Origin of the sequence: Comamonas sp. B21-038 (assembly GCF_022387135.1) — a bacterium.
GTDB lineage: Bacteria > Pseudomonadota > Gammaproteobacteria > Burkholderiales > Burkholderiaceae_C > Comamonas > Comamonas sediminis.
The window spans coordinates 1,221,360-1,239,928 of the sequence record NZ_CP092462.1 but is presented as its reverse complement, the minus strand read 5'-3'; the positions used below and the strand labels follow the sequence as shown (position 1 = coordinate 1,239,928).

Sequence of the window (18,569 nt, the reverse complement as noted above, 5' to 3'; positions counted from 1 at the left end):
ACACGACTTGCATTACGCCGTAATTGGCCAACGCTTCAGCATGAGCTGCGCCAAAGACTGGCTACGTGCCTCAATGTTTTCCAGCTTATAGCCCAGCGGTTTGCCCACTCGGCTGGCGGCAAGCGCCTTGACCGAGAGCAATCCCGAGGCAGCATACAGCGTGGGGGCGGTGACCTTGGACTCCACCGTAGCGTTCTGGCAGGCACTGTTCAGGCCCTTTTCCAGTAGCAACAAATTGCCCAGACGGTGCTTGTGCTCCTCGAACTCCTCGGCGTCCTTGAAGCCGTAGCTGGCAATGTCAAACGCTGGGTTTTGCGGCAGCACATGCTCTACCGACAGGCCGGCGGCATTCAAACGGGACAGTTCTAGGATGTCTGCCGGAGACTGTTGCAGAAAAAGCGAGGTTTGGTCTTCCTCCTCCCACAGTATGCGCTGCAGGCCCATATTGCGATACAAGTCTTCGCTGACGAGACGCGATGTCAACAGCGCATCGGGCATGAACTTGTTGCAAAAGCTCTGCAGCCCCTGCACCACCTGCTCAACCGTTGTGTGGCCCAGACTCCGGGTGATGGCAAACACATCAGCCTGCGGATTGGTGCCGCGCAGCTTGAAGACCCGCAGGTCCACCAACTCCATCAAAGACTGCAGGGTTCGGCTGTCGATGGAGGACGTCTGCTGAAGCCAGCCCATCAAGTGCAGGCGAATCAGCATGGGATACAGGGTGGCAGACAGGTCTTGCACCACAAGCAGCATGTAGCTGGCGCGGTCTGTCCGCGTGGATTGAACCAAGGCCTCCAAGGCACCGAAAAAGCCCGTCAGGTCAGCGGTGTATGCCTCAATAAAAGCGCGCAGCCTCGATGGGTCAGAGCGCAGCTTTTGCAGCGCTGGCTTCAAAAAGCTCTCCAGCACGGATTCCGTGGTCGCGTTGTAGTCCCCGCCAGCATCCACACCAAAAGGCCCCGCATTGAAGGCGAAGTAGTGGTAGCGCAGCACATCGTCTTCGCGAAACGAATCGCGGTCAATATGCCGTATCTGGTAGCCAGCTTCGTTGGCCAGGGCCTTGACGTTGTTGAAAGAGCGAAAGGCTTTGCCAAACTGCATGGCAATGCTCTGGTCCAAAACACCGCCCAGGTAGCGGTTGGAGTAATAGACCAGCAAGCTCTTGACAATGTCCATCTTGGCCAGAGGCACCCCTCGGTCATTCACGGTCTGGAACATGCGAATGGCCTTGCCCTCGTCGCGCTCAATGAACTCCAGCACTTCCATACGGGTCAAGGTAGTCAGCCACTGCAGCACCAGCGGCTGACCACCTTGCTTAACCAAGTCCTGCACCCGCAAGCGAATGTGCTGGTAAGCCTGCTTCAACCGAGTTTGACCCGCCGAGGTGGATTCGGGTTTTGCTTGGCCAGCATGGCCTCGAAGAAGTTTTTATTCTCCCCCAGCACCTGAAATTTGTAGCCCGTCAGCGGGTGCTGGATGTAGGTGCTGCGCATCACCGTCCTAATGTCGGCGTTCTCCAAGCTGCCAATCAGGGCATCGAGCAGCATGGTCAAGGTAGTGAGACGCTGCTGCCCATCCACCACAAAAACTGGGGCAGACGGTGATTGTTGCGACAGGATGAAGGTACCCAGGTAATGACCACCCACCTCCAGCGCTTCCTCTATATCTGCAAACAGCTCGTCAATGTTGCGCTCCTTCCAGGCGTAGTCGCGCTGGTAGCTGGGCACCACCAGATTCTTGCCAGCAAAAAAGGTTTCAATGGTTTGCTTGCTCATCGCTCGGCTTTCTTGAATATTTGGTCAAAAGTGCCTCTAGCGCTTGCTAGATAAGCGCAGGCAGCTATTAATTTTGAGTCTCTGAAAAGAATGCCCACGCCATGCGGTAGTCGTCCTCACGATTGGCGCGCACAAAGGGCGCCACGTACTTGCGCTCTATCTCTCGGGGGCCGCCGGGCAGGGTGTCGTCCAGCACCCATTGGGTAATCACCGTGCCGTCGGGCACCTTGGGCTTGCCGCCGGCGTGCAGCACTTCGGGGCTGTCGTCGGCTTCGGCGTTGGCGTAGGCCCACAGGTCGTCCCAGCCCAAGGGGCGGATGTCCACCTTGCCATCAGGCGTGGTCATGCGGGTGCGCGGGGTTTTTGGGCCGCCTTTGCGGGGCAAGCCCACTCCGACCAAGCCCTTGCTGTTGGTAAAGACGATGCGGCCTTTGATGTCGTACCAGGTATCGCGCTCATAGCCTTGCATGACGGGGAATTGCACACGATAAATCAGCAGTAGTTCTTCCAGCGTCAGACCCAGCGCCTGTGCCGCCAGCACATCGATTTCGACCTGAGCCATGCGGCGGGCATAGTCGCTACGCAAAGCGCAGTCGCGCGTCCACGTGCTGGTCAGCGATGACCAAAAATCTTGTGGTAGCCGTGGATTGCTAGGCTGGCTCCAGCTTTGGTCGGCAAAGTCCAAGTCATAGACTTCTTCCCACAGTGGAGCGTAGTGGGTGGTTAGGCAGTTGAGAGTGAGGTAGCGGCTGGCCAACGCGGGCGACAAGGCAAAACGCGGCAGTTGCAACCAGGTGCCCATCAAATTGCTGCGCCCCATGGATTTCATGTACCAGTCGGCCACCAATGCACTGCTGATACAGCCTGCCGATAGCAAGTCGGCGGTATCTTGAAAGGCAGTGGACTGCACGCCATGTATATGGGCGGTTTGCGGTGGAATCAGCGTGCCCGTCAGGGTGCGCTCGCCTGAATTCGACAACATTCCACGAAATGCCAGCCGGAAAAACTCCGTCACCGGCCTCCCCTGCGTTTCACCCGGCTCCAGCCAACTGACGCGGGGCGTGCGGCGCAGGTATTCGACGCGGTCGTCCATTGGCCGGTAATTGGTGCGCGGCAGGTAGTCGTCGGGCAGGGTTACTAAATCCGGTTTCTCGTAAGCCCGGTGGGTGTTACACACTCGCATCGGGGTTTGGTGAAACGGGTTGGCGACAAAAAAATGCGGGCCGGACAGCACCCAGTCGTGCGGCGTGGCGGCAAAACCAGGGTCGGTGCTGGGGCGGCGGCTGATGGTTCCATCCCGCTGTGCATAGGTTTCGTCAAACATGACCGTGGAAAAGTAGCCATCACCTACATCAGCCAAGCGACGCGAGTAAGCGGCCAGCTTGGCCAGAACGCTGCTTAAAGCACCTGCGTGTAGCGCGGGCAGGCGGGCGCGGCGCGCCGGGGTGCCGGGTTCGTCGTAGAGCTGGGCAAAAGTGACCAGCGCGGCCTCGTCCACACGCACGATGCGGTCGCGGTGGCCGGCGGTGTTCCACTGGTCTTCTGCGTTTTTAATGCCGTCCGGCAGGCCCATGCCGTCGTGCCGGTAGCAGGCCTCGATAGTGTTGGGGCTGTAGAGATTGGCAATCAGGTCAAAGCCAGGAGCAGGCTTCACCGGGCCATAAATGTTGATGCCGAATTTGTTGCGATTGCCAATTGGGAACAGCTTGAACTCGTTTTGAAACTGGAAATGGGCGGCAAGCCGCTGGTACAGCGCCTCGCGCAAGCCACTGCCGTTAGGGTCGTCATAAGGCCCTTCTGGCGTGAGCAAACCGGCCACTCCGTGCGCGCTGCCTAGCCCCCAAGCCAACGGGATAAAGCATTTGTAGAGGTTGGTTTGCACGCCTTTGAGCAGCGGGTAGTTCTGCGCGGCGTTGAGAAAGTTTTGCGTACCTTCGGCCTCTTGTAGCTCGTCGGTCCAGTCGGTTTGCAGGCCGGGGAACTGGGTAAAGGCTTCGGCGCGAAGCTTGGCCAAATCGCTGGCGCTGATTTTGCGCACGGCAAACATGGGGTTGCGCTCACCCAAAATACCTGACTCGTTCCACTCCACTTTGAGCCACGGAGGGTTCCCCAGAATCAAATCAAAGCCACCGCGCTGCCGCAAAACATCAGCAAAGCAGAGCTCCCAGTGCATAAAGCGCCGCTGGTCAGCAATACCTTCCACCAGCTTGATATTGGGAAAATGCTCACGCAGCTTACTGATGCGCAATTGGCCAAGCTTGTCGTGCAATTGGTGCTTGTCGTCTTGCTGCTGAGCTGACAAGGCCAGTTGTACACCACCAAAAATATCAGACTGCACATCAGGCACCACGGTTTCAGCTTCTACGGTAGGCACAGTGCTGGCGGCAAAGTTCAGCCCAAACTGCTGGCTGACTGTGGGAACCAAGTCCACCACATTACCTTCCAAGATGGCTCCGACCTCCATCCACCACTGCTCGCGGGTGGGTAGCTCTTCGCTGCGTGTAATGGGCCAGAACCACAAGGCGCACCAGTAGTCCATCACTAGCTTGAGGCGGCGGAACGGTGTGGCCAAGTCGCCATCTTCATTGAGCAGGCCTTGCTGGCGAATATGCTCTTTCTCAGCACGGCTGATACGCTTTTGAGAGCTGTTTGCGCCAGCCGTATCTGCGCTAGAGGCCGATTTGGCTTGTAATGCTTGCACCGTTTCAGGCCAGACGGCCACAGCATCTTCAGTCAGGGCGCGGTCACGCGCCAAGGCTTTAGTGTGCTCTTCCCAGAGCTTTTGCACACACTGGCTGAGCTGCTGCAGGCGAGCCACTTCGTGCGCAGCCAAGGGGGCGCAGAAGGCTTTGCGCCAAGTCTTCAGGCGGCCGAAGTCTGCGGAGTAGAGTTTTTTGGCGTCTTTGTCGCCGTAGTTGGCCATACCAGGGTCTGGCAGCAAGAAGTGCCAAATTTCATCCGCACGGCGCGGCGCACTGGCGGTAACGCGGCGCGGGGACTCTTCATGCCAGGCGGGTTTGGCGCCTTTTTTCAGGGCCGCGGCGTTGTAGACCTGATGGCGGGCACCAATGAGGCTGTTTCCTGCAAACAATTGGTAGCCAAACCATGGCACGCGGGCTGGCAAGGGTTGGCCGTTTTCTTCTTCCCCATAAATGGCGTTGAGCCACAGTGACACTTCGGCCAACTCAACGGCCACGGGGTTTAAGTCCACACCGAACACGTTACGGTCGGCCAGGTACATGCGCACTTTTTGCAGCTCTTGCGCGTACTTGTCGTGGGGAATGCGTTGCTTGAGTTCGGCTTGTTTGCGCTCCAGATAGGCCTCGGCCAACTGGTTCACGGCTTCGTTCAAGAAGGCTGCGCTGCCCATTGCAGGCTCACACACGGTGAGTGCCAAGATGTCATCGGCCTTTTGCACGCGGCCGTTTTCTGGAGACAGCAGCTCTTTGAGCGCGTATTTGACCAAGCACTGGGTGAGCACTTGCGGGGTGTAGTAGCTGGCGCTTTTTTGGCGGTCGCGGCCAGCCAAGCGGTAGATGAACGTGCCCTTGGGGTACATGCGCAAGCGGCGGCGGCCGTCTTCAACGTCGTACACCTTTTCATCATCACGGTATTCGTCAATGCGGCTGCGGGGCACAAACCATGCGTTTTCCAGCATGTCGGCGCTGTTGTCGGTGTCGCGCGCTTTGCGGGTATTGGAGGCTTCGGCTTCATCGCCATCGTCACCCTCATCATCGCTGGCAGCGGCGCTGGCTTTTTTGGGGGCGGGTTTGACCTCGTACAGGTCTTCTTGCGCAAAGAATCCGCGGTAGCTGAGCAAGGCCTCATACACCGCCCCCAATTGGTTAATGGACAGTAGCTGGTAGCTGACGCGGCCTGAGCGGCGGCCCTTGCCGCTGCGTTTGCTCAGCGACAGCAGCTTAATCACGCGTTGCCACACCAGGTTGGGAAAACGCACCTTGGCCAGCAGCGGTACGCCGCTGTCGTCAAACAAGCGGCTGTCCAGCGGGGCCAGCGCAAAAGTGTCTTTGGCACCTTGCAGCCTGGGCAGGTTGGTATCGCGCACATCGCGCAGTTCGGCCTGCTCACCCGCCAGACCGCAACCCTGGGCCACCAAACTAAACAGGCGACGCAGGGTTTGGTCAAAGTAGTTACCTTCTTGCGCCTGCGGGGTGGGCAAGGGTTGAAGCTCCAAGTCACGCAGGCTTTCAAGGCTGTAGCCTTTGAGGTAAACCTCGCTCTTGGTGATGGGCACATAGCCCAGCTCTGGCCGCGCCTCGATATAGAACATGAACAGCAGGCGGTAGACCATGCGAAGGCACTCCAGGCTGAGCTGGTCGGCGTCGAGCTTGTATTGACCGGAGTACACGCTTTTCTTGTGGCCCACGGCTTGTGCTTCAAGCTGGCTGGCGGCTTCGTTGCCCAGCAACTCAATAGCTTCACGCAGCGCGTACTTGAGGTCTTCGCTCACGCCAAAGGCGTGTTTGTGGGCGTTTTCGTCAAGGCTTTCCAGCAGGCTATTGCCTTCGCCGGGGGCCAGGCTGTCGTTGTGCAGCAGGGCCGCGCAGGCTTTGAGGGTGTCAGCGTCTTTACGGTCCAGAATGTCAGTCCACGCAAAGCGCAAGGCGCGGTTGTTGGGCCATTTGTAGCGGTCCAGCAACAGCCATTCATCCAAACCCAACAACAGCACATAGCGCGGTGGTTGCTCACCACCGAAAACCGCCTCCGACAGCAGCTCGGCCCACGACTCACCCTTAATTTGCAGTGGCAAAGGTTCTGCTCCATAGTGGAAGGCGGTGAGTTGGTGGTCCAGCAGGTCATCGTCTTCACGGCTGGGCTGGTAGGCTGGAATGATGGCCAGCTGCTGCCCTTGCAAGAGCCACAGCGGCACAGGCAGGCCAGAGCTGAACTCATGCAGCGTGCAGCTAAGCGGCGGCTGTGCATAGCCCAGTGCTTGCAGCAGGCCGGTTTGCATTTGCACAAAACTGTGCCAACGCTCATTTTCATCTTTGCCGCGCTGCACTTGGTTGCGCAAAGAGAACCAGCGTTGCGCCCAGCCTTGCAAGCGTTTGGCTGGGGCGCGGTGGGCTTCATCGCCGGGGTGCTGAGCTTCCTCAGCATCCCATCCTGAAAGGCGGTCTTTGATGTCGCCTTTGAAGACTTCTGACAGGTAGTGGTGGCTGTAAAACTCATTTTCGTTGGCAATGCCAGCGAAGGTTTGAACGGCTTCTAAAACTCGCATGGGGAATTACGCTCCGGCTCTTTCGGGGTGGCAGACTGCGGCGATGACCTGAATCCATGGCTGGGGCTCAGTGGTCAGGGTGTCTTGCACCCACAGGCGGTAGTCATCAAAAACGCGGTTGATTTGCTGGGTGCGCTGCTCTAAACGGCCACGTTTGATGGTTTCAATCTGGCCTTCCAGGTCGAGAGCAAGCTGCTCTACTTGTTTTCCTTGCAGGCGTTCCAACTCAGCCAAAGTATCTGTAAGTCGGGTGGACAGTTGCTGGGCAAAGCTGCTTTGCGCTTGCACCATGTGCTGGTGCATGGTTGCTACGGCGTCAGGCAAGGCGGTCTGCAAGGTCTGCAAGGCGGGATGAGCGTCTTGGAGTTGAACTCGGTTAGGTAGTTTTCCGGCCTTGAGGCCTGCACGCGCGGCAAAGTCGTCAAACGATTGCAGGGTAAAAGCACCTTGCCCCTGAGCATTGGGCACACGGTGAGCCACCTGCCACTGCACCAGCAGTGGTTGGCCTTTGCGGTTGGGTACCAAGCCCATCAAGATGAAAGCTTGCTCTTTAGCTTGCAGCTTCAAACACTCCAGCACCGGCGCGCAGTGTCGACCGAATTGGGTAAGGACACGGTCGCCAATCCATTCCATGATGGGGTGTTGGGGCCACAGGTAATGCAGTTGGGGCCAGCTCTCCTCCTCTGCACGAGCTTGACGCGCAGTTTCAATGGCTAGGACCACGCGCTGAGTATCGGTAGTGAGGGTGTAGTAGTCGTTATCAGCCTGTACTTCTTTAGGCAGCTGCTTGAGGCGTTCTTGCAGGTCACGCGGGGCCGTCAACGAAATCATCTTTGTTTCATCGGCAGGGGTCCACTGGCACAAGGTGTCTTCTTTATTGAGCTGCGTGAGCGCAGCCTTGGCATAGTGGTAGTCGCTATCAAACAGCGAGGCGGGCTCATCAATTTGGTCGATGCTGGAGCCTGTGTGTTCGGCTGTAGCAGTGGTTGTGTCTGGAGCCGAATCAGCACCACCACCGAACAGCTCCATCAAGAAGTCTGCGTCGTTATCGCCTGTGGTGGTAGCAGCATGGTCTAGCTCGGCCTCCACCTGTTCTGGCGTGACGCCTTGTGCCATGTAGTCACTGACTTTTTCAACCTCCTTTTCCGGGTCGTACACATTTAAGAAGGCGGATGGGTCACCTAAGTTAAAGTTGGCCTGCTCGTCCTTACGCTCCAGAATTTCCAGAATGCGCAGGTCACCCCGAATTTTCTCATTCACGGTTTCGGTGAACAGGTAGACGATGTGCGGCTGGTGCTGCTGGCCGTAACGGTCCACACGACCATTGCGCTGCTGGAAGGTCATCAAAGACCACGGCAAATCAAAGTGCACCAAACGGTGGCAGAAGTAGTGCAGGTTCAAACCTTCACTAGCCACGTCTGAGCAGACAAGTACACGGATGGGGTCGTCTTTTCGGCCAAATCGCTCCACCAGCTCTTGTTGGTCAATGTCACTCATGCTGCCGTGCAAAATTTCCAATTGCTTGGGTTTGAGCTTCAAGTCCCGAGTAAGCTGCTCTTGGAGCCAGTGCAGGGTTTCAATGCGCTCCGAAAAAATCACCAAGCGGTCGCCTGCGTCGTCTTTGCTCCAGCCGAAGTCACTGGATTGCAGCAGCTGCAACAGCTTTTGGTATCGGCTAAAGCTGTGCGCACGGCTGTCGTTGACGAGTGCCTGCAGCGATTCCTGAAACTCTTGCAGGCCAGTAACCTCTATTTGCTCGTCATCTGAGATAGCTGGGCGACCTTCCAACAGTGCAATGCGCCGCTTTGTGGATTGCAAAGCTGCCTTTGGGCTGGAGAACAGAGCCTTTTGCATGCCGATGCGCTGCAGCTCTTGCTGGCGACCAGCTTTATGGTTGCCTCCCTGGGTGAAACGAATGTCTAACAATGCACGATAGGCCGCTTCTTCATGTGCGGAGGCGCTTTGGCGCAGGCACGTAGTAATGCGGTCCTGGAAATCTGCAGAGACCTGGTCGCGAATGTCCTTTTTGAAACGCCGAATTACCAAGCCTTTGTTGCGAAAGTCTTGCGGCGTGTAGTGGTCGGGGTCAGAAATGGCCGTGGCGTCCAACAAGCTCATTAAAGACGCAAAGCTACGCGCAGAGCCATCGTGGGGTGTGGCCGACAGCAGCATCAAGGTGTCGGAACGGTTAGAGAGCAAACGAGCCAGACGAGCGCGGCGGGATAGCCCAGATTCCCCGGCACGAGCAGCAACGTTATGACATTCATCAATGACGATGATGTCCCACCAAGCATTCTCCAAATAGTTACGGTACTCAAGATTGCTCTTGAGCGTATCCATCGAGATGATGCTGCGGTCGAAGTAGTTGAACGGGTTGTGATTAGCTGGAATGCGGTTACGTACACGCGCCAAGCCCAGCGAGTCCAAACGTACCAAAGGAATGGAAAAACGGCTCCACCACTCCTTTTGAAACTGCGTGAGCATGGCTTTTTGGGTTACCACCAAAATGCGCTTGCCCCGACCGCGCTGAATGAGTTCGGTGGCCAAAATGCCAGCTTCCAGCGTCTTACCCAAGCCCACCGCATCGGCAATCAAGATGCGTGCACGCGGTTGGTGCAAAGCTTGTAAGGCAGGGTCCAGTTGGTAGGGAACGAGGTTCATCACCCCCCTGTGCCCCAGATGGATGCGCTCATCATTGGCAATGCTGCGCCTGCGCATGCTCTCCAAATACAACATGGTGGCGTTGTAAGTGGGGCTTGTGTCGGCAACCAGCTTGGTCTGCGCGGGGTCCAGCACCTCAATAGGTCCTTCTAGCGCTGTCAAAAAAAGTGCTTCGCGCCCTCGAACCAGCTCAGAAATACCGTCACAAGTCAGTAACCATCCACCGTCCTTTGACGGGTCAACCCGTCTCACTAACCACTCTTCATCACGGATAAGAACACGGGCACCTGGAGCAAAGGAAAGCATGTATGTACGAAGTTCTAGATTTTTGTTACATACGAATGATAATTGCAAGCCTTGGCGAGGTCCAAAAAAGGTGCATTGAGCTAGACCGTCAGAAGGCTTTGGGCATGTGACGACGCTTTGTATGAATCCGGATTGGTAGTTCTGAGTCCATCAGCGCCAGTCCCGTGGCATCAAACTGCGTGTCCATCATGAGGCTCAGCTTCTCCAACTCACCAAACACCAGCAGCGCGCTGGCCAGGTACGTGAGCGCTGTGCCTGGATGGCCATCCTCCAGCCGACGCAAGGTGCTCACCGAAGCGCCCATGCGCGACGCGAAATCCGCTTGAGAGACCCCGCGCCTGCGCCGCGCAAGCTCGATATTCTTTCCCAAAGATTTCAGGGCCCTGTCGATAGGTACGCTTTTTCTTGTGACCACTTAAACGTCCTGATATGAATGATTCCAGCGGGCAAGCGTTCTAATCAGAGTGCTTACGCTTGAACAGCTCAAAGGAGCCGCCCCCCAGAAACTCGCTGTCTGTGAAGTGCGGAATTGGCGTGACATGCTCATGTTCAATTAAATTTCTTCAGCTTGGCGACCAGTTCTGTCACTGACTCTGGGTTAGCAAGCCCCAGATTCTCGTCAGTCAGCACCAGGTGCGATTCGGCAGCGCTCAGCCAGCCGTCATTGTCATCATCGATGGCCAACCACTGAGTTACACCCCGGCGGCGGGCATCAGCCAGCACCTGCGCCCCGCGGGTCATTGCGTCAAACTCCATTTTGTTCAGCCGGCTGTGGAACGTTGCACCAATCACGCGCTGACGCAGTTCCTCGGGCAGATAGGCTTTGGCCCTTGAATAGCCTAATACGCGCACCCAAGACGTTGACAACACAATAGCTAACTGCGGATAAGGAGCTAGTGCATCTTGAAGGACTTGTGCGTTCTCAAACAAAGTATGGTGCTGGTGCGAAACACCGAAGTACATGCCCCGCCTGGGATGGCGATATACGGGGCTCGGGTGAAGAACTCCATCAAAGTCCAGATATAGAACCTGTCGAGTCATGTGGGCTATTTCTTAAGAGCTACAACTACCTCGAACGGTCCTGTGAACCGATGCGCAGAGCGAATGCCTCCCTCAGGCACTGATACTCTGGGTCTTGCAGTCCCACGCCCTCTTGGCACAGAACCACGAAATTTTGCTTGTCCCACGGCCAAGTGGAAAAGCCGGTTCCAGACAGCTCATCGTCCAGTGCGACCCATGCGTTTGCAGACTCTGGATGGTTTGATAGCCAGCGTCTGATTTCTACGGCTCGTTGGGCATCACGTGAAATCTGAGGTGTAGTCCAGTCCTGGTGCAGGTTTTGCGCAACAAAGCTCAATCCTGCTAGCTCAAGCGTTTGCGCCAATTGGTCTCGCTCGAAAAACCAACGCCAACTGGTCGACAGCACGTAGTTCGGAGCGAACTCCTCATTCACTTGCTGCAAGTACTGAGTAGCGCGCTTATTGAACAAACGGGGCCACAGTGCATCTTTGGCATTGATAGGTGTTCCATCCCGAGAGGCTTGAGAAAACGCATTTAGTACATCGTATCCACCATAGGGCTGGTTGAGGCAAATGACATCGTCGAAATCCAGAAAAAGAATAGGTCTCGTGGTACGCATAGAGTGATGGGCTCAAGTGGGACAGCCATGGTCAATCCATTGGCGAATTCGGTGTTGCATCTGCTCGTCAGAAATGCCCGAAGCGCTGTCACAAAGAATGAGCGTGGGCCAGGCTTTCGCCAATCCAGGAAAGTAGTCAGCTTGGTCGTCTAGGATGAGGTAGTCGTCCACGCGATTAACCTCAAGCCAAGCTTGGATGGCAATGGCTCGCCCTTGGTACGGAAGACCTACGGAGCCTTCGTACCATGGACCTATGGGCGCAAGCAGTTCACCCAATTGCTCGTCGTTCAAAAACATGCGCCAGGAGCTGGAGACGACCACTGCAATCTCATGATGACCATGCAACAGGGAGGCGAGGATTCCCAGGTGTTCCAACGCTTGAGGCCAACGTTCTCTGATGGTGGCCGGCTCAAGTGGCGGCCGTGCATCAGCAAGCGTCCCCAGTGGATGCAACACACCGTCAAAATCCAGAAAAATCACGCGCCGACCGCGCTCCTGAAGGCTCGAATCAAGAATATGACTACTCACAGACGGACAGCTCCGAAACGGTGAACAACGGCACCCAGTCCACACCAGTCTTCTTTTCGACAATGCGAAAGGTGTACGCGTCGTAAAACGCATCTGGCTCATCACGAAATTTCAGATACACGTCCGTCGTCTCTCGGCCAGGCTCCACCCAGACCTGCTCTACCGGCCTTGAACACCAAGCTGACGCTGCACTCTGCCAAATCATGCAGTCCACTCCAAGAATGCGTGCCCCAGCGAAAGTGTCATGCAAACACCATAGCGAAGCGGCATCAGAGGCAGTGCCAACTAATTTGGGTGCGGCATCATCACCTAAAGCACTACCTGTGACGGTGAACGTTGGACGCATATCCTGCTTCAGGACCGCGTACATGTGACTCCACCCATGTGCGGTGGGCAGACTTTTTTCTAGTAAGGGGTTATGGCATTTGTGCTCTAGCGCGCTCACAAACATTTTCTGTCGACTCCGACGCTGCATGGTGCCCATTGGTCTTCGGTACTAACGTGCGCGGATAGCCCGTGAGCGTCTTGAAAGGACTCTTCAGCATCGCCGCAATGGAGTGAAGCCCAAACTAGACTGGACCTCATTGAACTCCTTGAGTTGCTGTATTGACCAGTCACCTGTTGGAACAGGGAAGAGCCGCTTGCTTCACATGACATAGGTTCTAAATTGAGCGGACAGAGAAAAGTGCTCTCCAGAGCAAAATCTGATAGCTCTGCGATTGGAGCTTTGAGAAGTCGAGAACAAGGTTGAATCATTTGCATGAATACATCAATTTGATGTACACAATTTTGGTGTAATTCTAATTTACCTGCACTCTACCGCCTCTTTAGCAATACGTATCAGTCGGGCATGCCTCTACACACGCCGGAGTATCGGCAGTTTCTGGTGCTTCTCAAGGAGCTCCGCACCAAACAAAACATCTCGCAGGTAGAGCTAGCAGGACGACTTAAGACTACGCAGCAATACGTCAGTCGGTGCGAAAGCGGACAGCGTCGCCTGGATGCAATTGAACTTGACCACTGGTGCGAGGCACTTGATGTCAGCGGTGCTGAATTCTTTGGACGTATCCGCGAGATTCGCCAAACCCCATCGCTCGAGAAGTGAGCGCCTGGTTCAACGTGCTTGATGCTCGCCCCTTCCTGGTGGGTGATTGCATCTGACAGCTAGTCCCTATCTGAGGCGCACCCAGCTCAGTGAAGCTCTTGAAGCAACTCATCTCCACCAGAGTCTTTCAAGGTAGCTGGCCGTTACGACTAACCTATCTCCATGAAGAAAATTTGGGACCTCGCCTGCGCGGCGCATTGGATGGCCCCGGCCTTGCCCGCCGGTTTTGCTGACTATCCTCAGTTCTTCTCAGCCAAGCCTCCGACGTCCAGCTACGTGAGCTGTGCTTCAACGAATTTGCGGTCCTGTATTCAGGAGAGACCAAAGCACCGATTTACGTGTTCCAGCGGCTCAATGCAGCCGTGCTTTCGGACGCCCAGAACCTTCCCTGCGCAAACTGGTTCTATCCTAAAGCCCATATTACATTCGCTGAGCGGTCGCAACTGAACGACGTCAAATACTCGGGGTGGTCAAGAGGACACATGGCCCCAGCAGGAGATATGAGCACCCTGGAAGGGAACGCTCAGTCGTTCTCGTTGGCCAACGTAGTTCCGAAGGACTCCTGCCACAACAGCGGAGCCTGGTCAAAAAATAGAACAGGACACCCAGAGGTACGTACGCCGAGCTTAGGGGGTTGTCTTTGTGATTACCGGCCCGCCGTTCGGCAAGGCTCCCCAAACCATTGGTGAAGACAAGGTGCGCCTGCCAGAGTCAATCTACAAAGTGGTCTTGGACAATAGCACTGGCAAGAGCTGGGCTCACTGGCATACCAACAGCGCAGACAAACAGGCCTTTACTCCTTATTCCTATGCTGACTTCAGGCAGCAAACAGGATTAGAACTTTTGAAGAAGTAGCCTCGGCCAGCTTAAGTCATGTACCTTCAATCCCGCAAACGACACAACACGGCAATCAAGGCATGCACGCGGCAAGTGGCCGAGCTGAACACCCCTGCATCCCCTCAGTCTGTTTACTGAACTAACCGCACCCATACTTGGCTTTGGAAGAGCTGGGCCTGGAATCGGGAAAGCTCTGCGACTGAACGACGAATACAATAAGGGAACCAACTGAGCCAGCAATAGCCAAGTCTACTGTTGAGGTGAACTCACTACCTCCTTCCAGTTCAAGCCCTCAAAGTAACTTTCACCAAGCAGTTCAAATCTAAGTCAGTGAACCCATAAGATGGTGAAATACTCTATGAAGACAAAAGACCCCTTAGCATGGAATGTGACCAAACCCTTCAACCTGACCGAAGGCGCCGCGCTGCTGCACCTGATGGGGCGCCTGAGTGGCTACACGCCGCGCTGGTTCACCTACTTCATCGGTGATGCCCACATCTACGAAAACCACCTGGACATGCTGCAGGAGCAGCTCAAGCGCGAGCCCTTTGAATCCCCCAAGCTGGTGCTGTCGGACCGCATCCCCGACTACGCGGTGACCGGCCAGTACCAGCCCGAATGGCTGGAAAAGGTCGAACCGTCGGACTTCTGGCTGGAAGGCTACCAGCACCATGCGCCGTTGACGGCGCCGATGGCGGTATAAACAGAAACGCCCGCTATCGCGGGCGTTTGCTCAGGTGGAAGCCATAGGGCCTTCAGCCCCCGCAGCGCGCCTTCAGCGCCTCGAACGACGCCCGCTTTTGCTTGCGGATCGGCAGCGGCAGCGCAATCGATTCGGCTTCGATCTGCATGCTCTTCATGCGCTCCGGATCGGGGCAATCGGCCGGACGCGGCTCGGGGGCATCCGCGGGTACTGCTGCCGGTGGTGCGGACGCCGGTGGGTTATCCGCCGGGCGGCTGGTGACCGGGCGGTCATGCTCGCGCGGGTTGATGCCCTGGCTGGACGGTGTCACGGTGATGGTCTCGGCCTTCTGCCCGGCCGCGCAGGGCTCATCCTGAAAGCTGGTGCGGCCCTGGGCATCAACGCATTTGTTGATGGCCCATGCCGGTGCGCTCAGCAAAGACGCAGTGGCGAGCAATCCGGCAGCGAGGGTATGGCGGTCAAGGGGCATGGCGCGGTCCAGAAAGATGGCGAAAAGCCGATTATGCGGCAGCCCGCCCCCGTGCCCCTGGCTCAGTTCAACTCGATGCGCACGCCGCTCCTGACCAGCGCCTGCAGCTTGCGGGTTTCGGTCTGCAGGTACTGGCCAAAGGCCTCGGGGGTGGACAGCGCTACCAGCAAACCGGTCTTGGCAATCTGCGCGCGCACTGCAGGGTCTTCCACGGCGCGGTGCAGATCGGCATTGATCTGCTGCACCACCGCATCGGGTGTGGCGGCCGGTGCCAGCATGCCAAACCAGCTGCCGCTGACAAAGTCCATGCCCAGCTCCTTGAAGGTCGGAATCTCGGGCGCGTCCGGGTGGCGCTGCTCGGAGGCGATGGCCACCGCCGCCACCTTGCCGGATTTGACCAGTGCATACGACGACATGCCGTCAAACATGCCATCGACCACACCGGCCATCAGATCGGTCATCGCCGGGCCTTGCCCCTTGTAAGGCACATGGGTAAAGCCGATACCCGCCTTCGTCGCAAACAGCTCGGCGCCCAGATGCGGGCTCGACCCGGGGCCGGATGAGGCCAGCTTCAGCGAACCGGGCTCGGCCTTGGCGCGGTCGATCAAGTGCTGCAGCGACTGCCCGCGCAAGCGGTTGGTGACCAGCAGCACATTGTGGCTGGAGCCCAGCAGGCCCACGGGCCGGAAGGCATCGGGCCCATAGGGCAGCTGGCGGCGCAGCACCGGGTTGGAGGTGTAGGCATAGCTGGTGAACAGCAACGTATAGCCATCGGCCGGGGTGCGTGCCACTGCGCTGGTCCCTATGATGGTGCCCGCGCCGTCGCGGTTCTCCACCACCACCGGCTGGCCCCAAAGCGTAGCGAGCTTGGCCGCCAGCGACCGGGCCAGCGTATCGGTCAGGCCGCCGGCCGAATACGGCACCACGATCGTCACGCGTTTGTGGGGGAAAGCGGCCTGCACCTCAGTTGCCGGCGCGGCTGCCGTGCACAAAGCCAAGCCCAGCCCCAGGGCTGTAGCGCGCCAAGAAATCCGTATGGGTATGGACATAAGACCTTCCTTGCCCAGCCTGTCTGCCGGGCAATTGCCAGACCATTGCAAAAGTGGGCTGTGCCGTTGCGGCACAGAGGGTCCCTGGGCAGGCTGCAGCGCCTTCAGCCCCGCAGCCTGCCCCGGGTGGCGCTCAATCGACCTTGAGCTTGGCCACCTTGGCCAGTTGCTGCCACAGCGCCATGTCGCGCTTGACGACCTGGCTGAACTCGGCGGCCGACTTGTGCGCAGGGATCAGCATGTTCTGCTCGGCAAACTTGGCCTTCATCTCGGGGCTGCCCAGCGCCTGGCCCAGATCGGCATTGAGGCGGTCGATGATCTTGGGGTCCGTCTTGGCGGGCGCGAACACGCCATACCAGCCGTCGGCATCGAAGGTGTAGCCCTGCTCGGTCAGGGTCGGCACATCCTGCAGCGCCGGGCCGCGTGCCGATCCGGTGGCGCCCAGCGCACGCAGCTTGCCGCTGCGCACATGGGGAATCGGCGAGGCAATGTCCATAAAGCCCACGCCAATGGTGTTGGCCAGCAGATCGCCCAGCTCCACAGCGGTGCCCTTGTAGGGCACATGGGGCATGTCCAGGCCGTAATGGGCCTTGATGCCTTCCATCACCAGGTGGCCGGTCGAGCCGCTGCCCCAGGAGCCATAGGCCAGGCGGCCCGGGTGGGCCTTCGCGTACTGCACCATGTCGGCCAGGTTCTTGAAGCCGGTCGCCGGGTTGGCCACCAGCAGCACGCCCGCTGCACCCACCTGCGCCACGGGCGCCAGGTCGCGCATGGCGTCATAGGGCATCTTGGGCTGGATGATGGGGTTGATCGCAATCGACGACGACGGCGAGAACAGCAAGGTATAGCCATCGGCCTGGGCCTTGGCCACATGGTCATTGCCGATGATGCCGTTGGCGCCGGCCTTGTTCTCGACGTAGAGGCTTTCCTTCAGCGAGGTCTGCAGCGGCGGCAGCAGCATGCGCGCAAAGATGTCGCCGCCCGATCCGGCCGGCCCCGGCACAATCATCCGGATCGCCTTGTTGGGCCAGGCGGTGTTGGCCCACGTTGTGCCGGCGCCTGCTGCGGCGAGCAGGCCCAGCAGCATCTGCCGGCGGTTGAAGCTTGCGTATGAATCGGTCATTTTTGTCTCCTGTTGACTGCGGATAGCCGGCCCTTGCCGCAGCTACCCCCTGGTTCTATCGCTGGCCATGTCAGCGCTGCCCGGGCTTGTCGCGCCCGGTGCAGCCGCCAGCGCGCTCGTTACGGCATCTTCAGATCGGCCAGTTTGGCCAGACCACCCCAGATCTTCATATCGGACTGGATGGAGCGGGCAAACTCTGCCGCCGGTTTGACGGCAGGCAGCGCCATGTTCTGGTCTTCAAACTTTTTGCGGATATCGGCGCTCTGCGCCACCTGCGCCAGCGCCTGGTTCAGCCGCTCCACCATCTCGGGGTTGGAGCTGCCGGCCGGCAGAAACACGCCATACCAGCCGTCCGCATCGAACTTGAAGCCCTGCTCGGTAAAGGTCGGCACCTGCGGCGTGGCCGGTGCGCGCTGTGTGCCGGTCACACCCACGGCCAGCAGCTTGCCATTGCGGATATGCGGCACGGGCGACGCGATGTCCATGAAGCCCATCGGAATGTTGTTGCCGATGATGTCGGACAGCTCGGTGGACAGTGCCTTGTAGGGCACATGGTGGATGTCGATGCCGTAATGGGCCTTGAGGCCCTCCAGCGCCAGATGGCCCGACGAGCCATTGCCCCAGGAGCCGCAGGACAGCTTGCCCGGGTTGGCCTTGGCATAGCGCACCAGGTCGGCCAAGGATGCAATGCCGGTCTCCGGATTGGCCACCAGAAAAATGCCCGACAGCCCAATCTGGCCCACCGGCAGCAGATCGCGCTGCGTGTCATAGGGCAGCTTGGGCTGGATAAAGGGGTTGATGACGATGGCCGACGACGGCGCAAACAGCACCGTGTGCGCATCGCTGCTTTTGGCGACAAAGTCATTGGCGATGATGCCGTTGGCGCCCACCTTGTTTTCCACATAGAAGGGCTGGCCCAGCGCTGCCTGCAGGCCGGGCGCCAGCAAGCGGGCAAACACATCGCCGCCCGATCCGGGCGAGCTGGTCACCACCAGGCGCACCGGCTTGCTCGGCCACGGCGCGGCCGCCCGCGCCAGGGGAAGTGCGGCAGGCAGAGCGGCAGCCATGGCCGCCATCAGCAGGGTGCGGCGTTCGCTACGCAGCTGGTTCATGGTTGTCTCCTTGTCGTTCG

Annotated in this window: 15 protein-coding genes and 1 pseudogene; 3 read left to right on the top strand and 13 right to left on the bottom strand. The window is 58.1% G+C overall.

The features are described from left to right. Nucleotides 1-12: 12 nt before the first annotated feature. From MJ205_RS05550 to MJ205_RS05510, 9 genes are all read right to left on the bottom strand, one after another. A complete protein-coding gene (locus tag MJ205_RS05550; protein WP_239811557.1) occupies nucleotides 13-1,158 on the bottom strand; it encodes an HNH endonuclease family protein in 1,146 nt (381 codons plus the stop codon). 203 nt (nucleotides 1,159-1,361) lie between these two features. Continuing rightward, nucleotides 1,362-1,775 carry a DUF262 domain-containing protein gene (locus tag MJ205_RS05545; RefSeq protein WP_239811556.1) on the bottom strand — a complete coding sequence of 138 codons (414 nt, stop codon included), beginning with the start codon at nucleotides 1,773-1,775 and terminating at the stop codon, nucleotides 1,362-1,364. Nucleotides 1,776-1,842: 67 nt separating this feature from the next. After that, a complete protein-coding gene (locus MJ205_RS05540) occupies nucleotides 1,843-7,017 on the bottom strand; it encodes an Eco57I restriction-modification methylase domain-containing protein (RefSeq protein ID WP_239811555.1) in 5,175 nt (1,724 codons plus the stop codon). 6 nt (nucleotides 7,018-7,023) lie between these two features. After that, a complete protein-coding gene (locus tag MJ205_RS05535; RefSeq protein WP_239811554.1) occupies nucleotides 7,024-9,984 on the bottom strand; it encodes a DEAD/DEAH box helicase in 2,961 nt (986 codons plus the stop codon). A gap of 88 nt (nucleotides 9,985-10,072) precedes the next feature. Beyond that, nucleotides 10,073-10,399 carry a helix-turn-helix domain-containing protein gene (locus MJ205_RS05530; protein WP_239811553.1) on the bottom strand — a complete coding sequence of 109 codons (327 nt, stop codon included), beginning with the start codon at nucleotides 10,397-10,399 and terminating at the stop codon, nucleotides 10,073-10,075. A gap of 134 nt (nucleotides 10,400-10,533) precedes the next feature. Next, entirely contained in the window at nucleotides 10,534-11,025 is a 492-nt protein-coding gene (locus MJ205_RS05525) for an HAD domain-containing protein (protein WP_239811552.1), read from the bottom strand. Between the two features lie 25 nt (nucleotides 11,026-11,050). Further along, nucleotides 11,051-11,623 (bottom strand): HAD domain-containing protein, encoded by a 573-nt coding sequence (locus MJ205_RS05520; RefSeq protein WP_239811551.1) that lies wholly within the window; start codon nucleotides 11,621-11,623, stop codon nucleotides 11,051-11,053. 12 nt (nucleotides 11,624-11,635) lie between these two features. Beyond that, nucleotides 11,636-12,151 carry an HAD domain-containing protein gene (locus MJ205_RS05515; protein WP_239811550.1) on the bottom strand — a complete coding sequence of 172 codons (516 nt, stop codon included), beginning with the start codon at nucleotides 12,149-12,151 and terminating at the stop codon, nucleotides 11,636-11,638. Continuing rightward, nucleotides 12,144-12,521 carry a hypothetical protein gene (locus MJ205_RS05510; RefSeq protein ID WP_239811549.1) on the bottom strand — a complete coding sequence of 126 codons (378 nt, stop codon included), beginning with the start codon at nucleotides 12,519-12,521 and terminating at the stop codon, nucleotides 12,144-12,146. The genes MJ205_RS05515 and MJ205_RS05510 overlap by 8 nt, the downstream gene beginning before the upstream one ends. A 480-nt stretch (nucleotides 12,522-13,001) precedes the next feature. Here MJ205_RS05510 and MJ205_RS05505 point away from each other — a divergent pair, with 480 nt between their 5' ends. From MJ205_RS05505 to MJ205_RS05495, 3 genes and pseudogenes are all read left to right on the top strand, one after another. Beyond that, on the top strand, nucleotides 13,002-13,256 hold the full coding sequence (locus MJ205_RS05505; protein ID WP_239811548.1) for a helix-turn-helix domain-containing protein: 255 nt from the start codon (nucleotides 13,002-13,004) through the stop codon (nucleotides 13,254-13,256). Between the two features lie 281 nt (nucleotides 13,257-13,537). Next, nucleotides 13,538-13,945 carry a DNA/RNA non-specific endonuclease gene (locus MJ205_RS05500; RefSeq protein WP_342395183.1) on the top strand — a complete coding sequence of 136 codons (408 nt, stop codon included), beginning with the start codon at nucleotides 13,538-13,540 and terminating at the stop codon, nucleotides 13,943-13,945. A gap of 545 nt (nucleotides 13,946-14,490) precedes the next feature. Further along, a pseudogene (locus MJ205_RS05495) lies at nucleotides 14,491-14,796 on the top strand (thymidylate synthase); the annotation flags it as partial. 52 nt (nucleotides 14,797-14,848) lie between these two features. Here the strand turns inward: MJ205_RS05495 and MJ205_RS05490 are convergent. The 4 genes from MJ205_RS05490 to MJ205_RS05475 form a co-directional block, all read right to left on the bottom strand. Further along, nucleotides 14,849-15,265, bottom strand: a complete 417-nt coding sequence (locus MJ205_RS05490; RefSeq protein ID WP_239811547.1) for a DUF4124 domain-containing protein — start codon at nucleotides 15,263-15,265, stop codon at nucleotides 14,849-14,851. 62 nt (nucleotides 15,266-15,327) lie between these two features. Further along, nucleotides 15,328-16,314 (bottom strand): Bug family tripartite tricarboxylate transporter substrate binding protein, encoded by a 987-nt coding sequence (locus tag MJ205_RS05485; RefSeq protein WP_239811546.1) that lies wholly within the window; start codon nucleotides 16,312-16,314, stop codon nucleotides 15,328-15,330. A gap of 133 nt (nucleotides 16,315-16,447) precedes the next feature. Then, nucleotides 16,448-17,437 carry a Bug family tripartite tricarboxylate transporter substrate binding protein gene (locus MJ205_RS05480; protein ID WP_239811545.1) on the bottom strand — a complete coding sequence of 330 codons (990 nt, stop codon included), beginning with the start codon at nucleotides 17,435-17,437 and terminating at the stop codon, nucleotides 16,448-16,450. A 119-nt stretch (nucleotides 17,438-17,556) separates the two neighbouring features. Continuing rightward, nucleotides 17,557-18,549: a Bug family tripartite tricarboxylate transporter substrate binding protein gene (locus MJ205_RS05475; protein ID WP_239811544.1), complete on the bottom strand. Its 993-nt coding sequence runs from the start codon at nucleotides 18,547-18,549 to the stop codon at nucleotides 17,557-17,559. Nucleotides 18,550-18,569 lie beyond the last annotated feature (20 nt).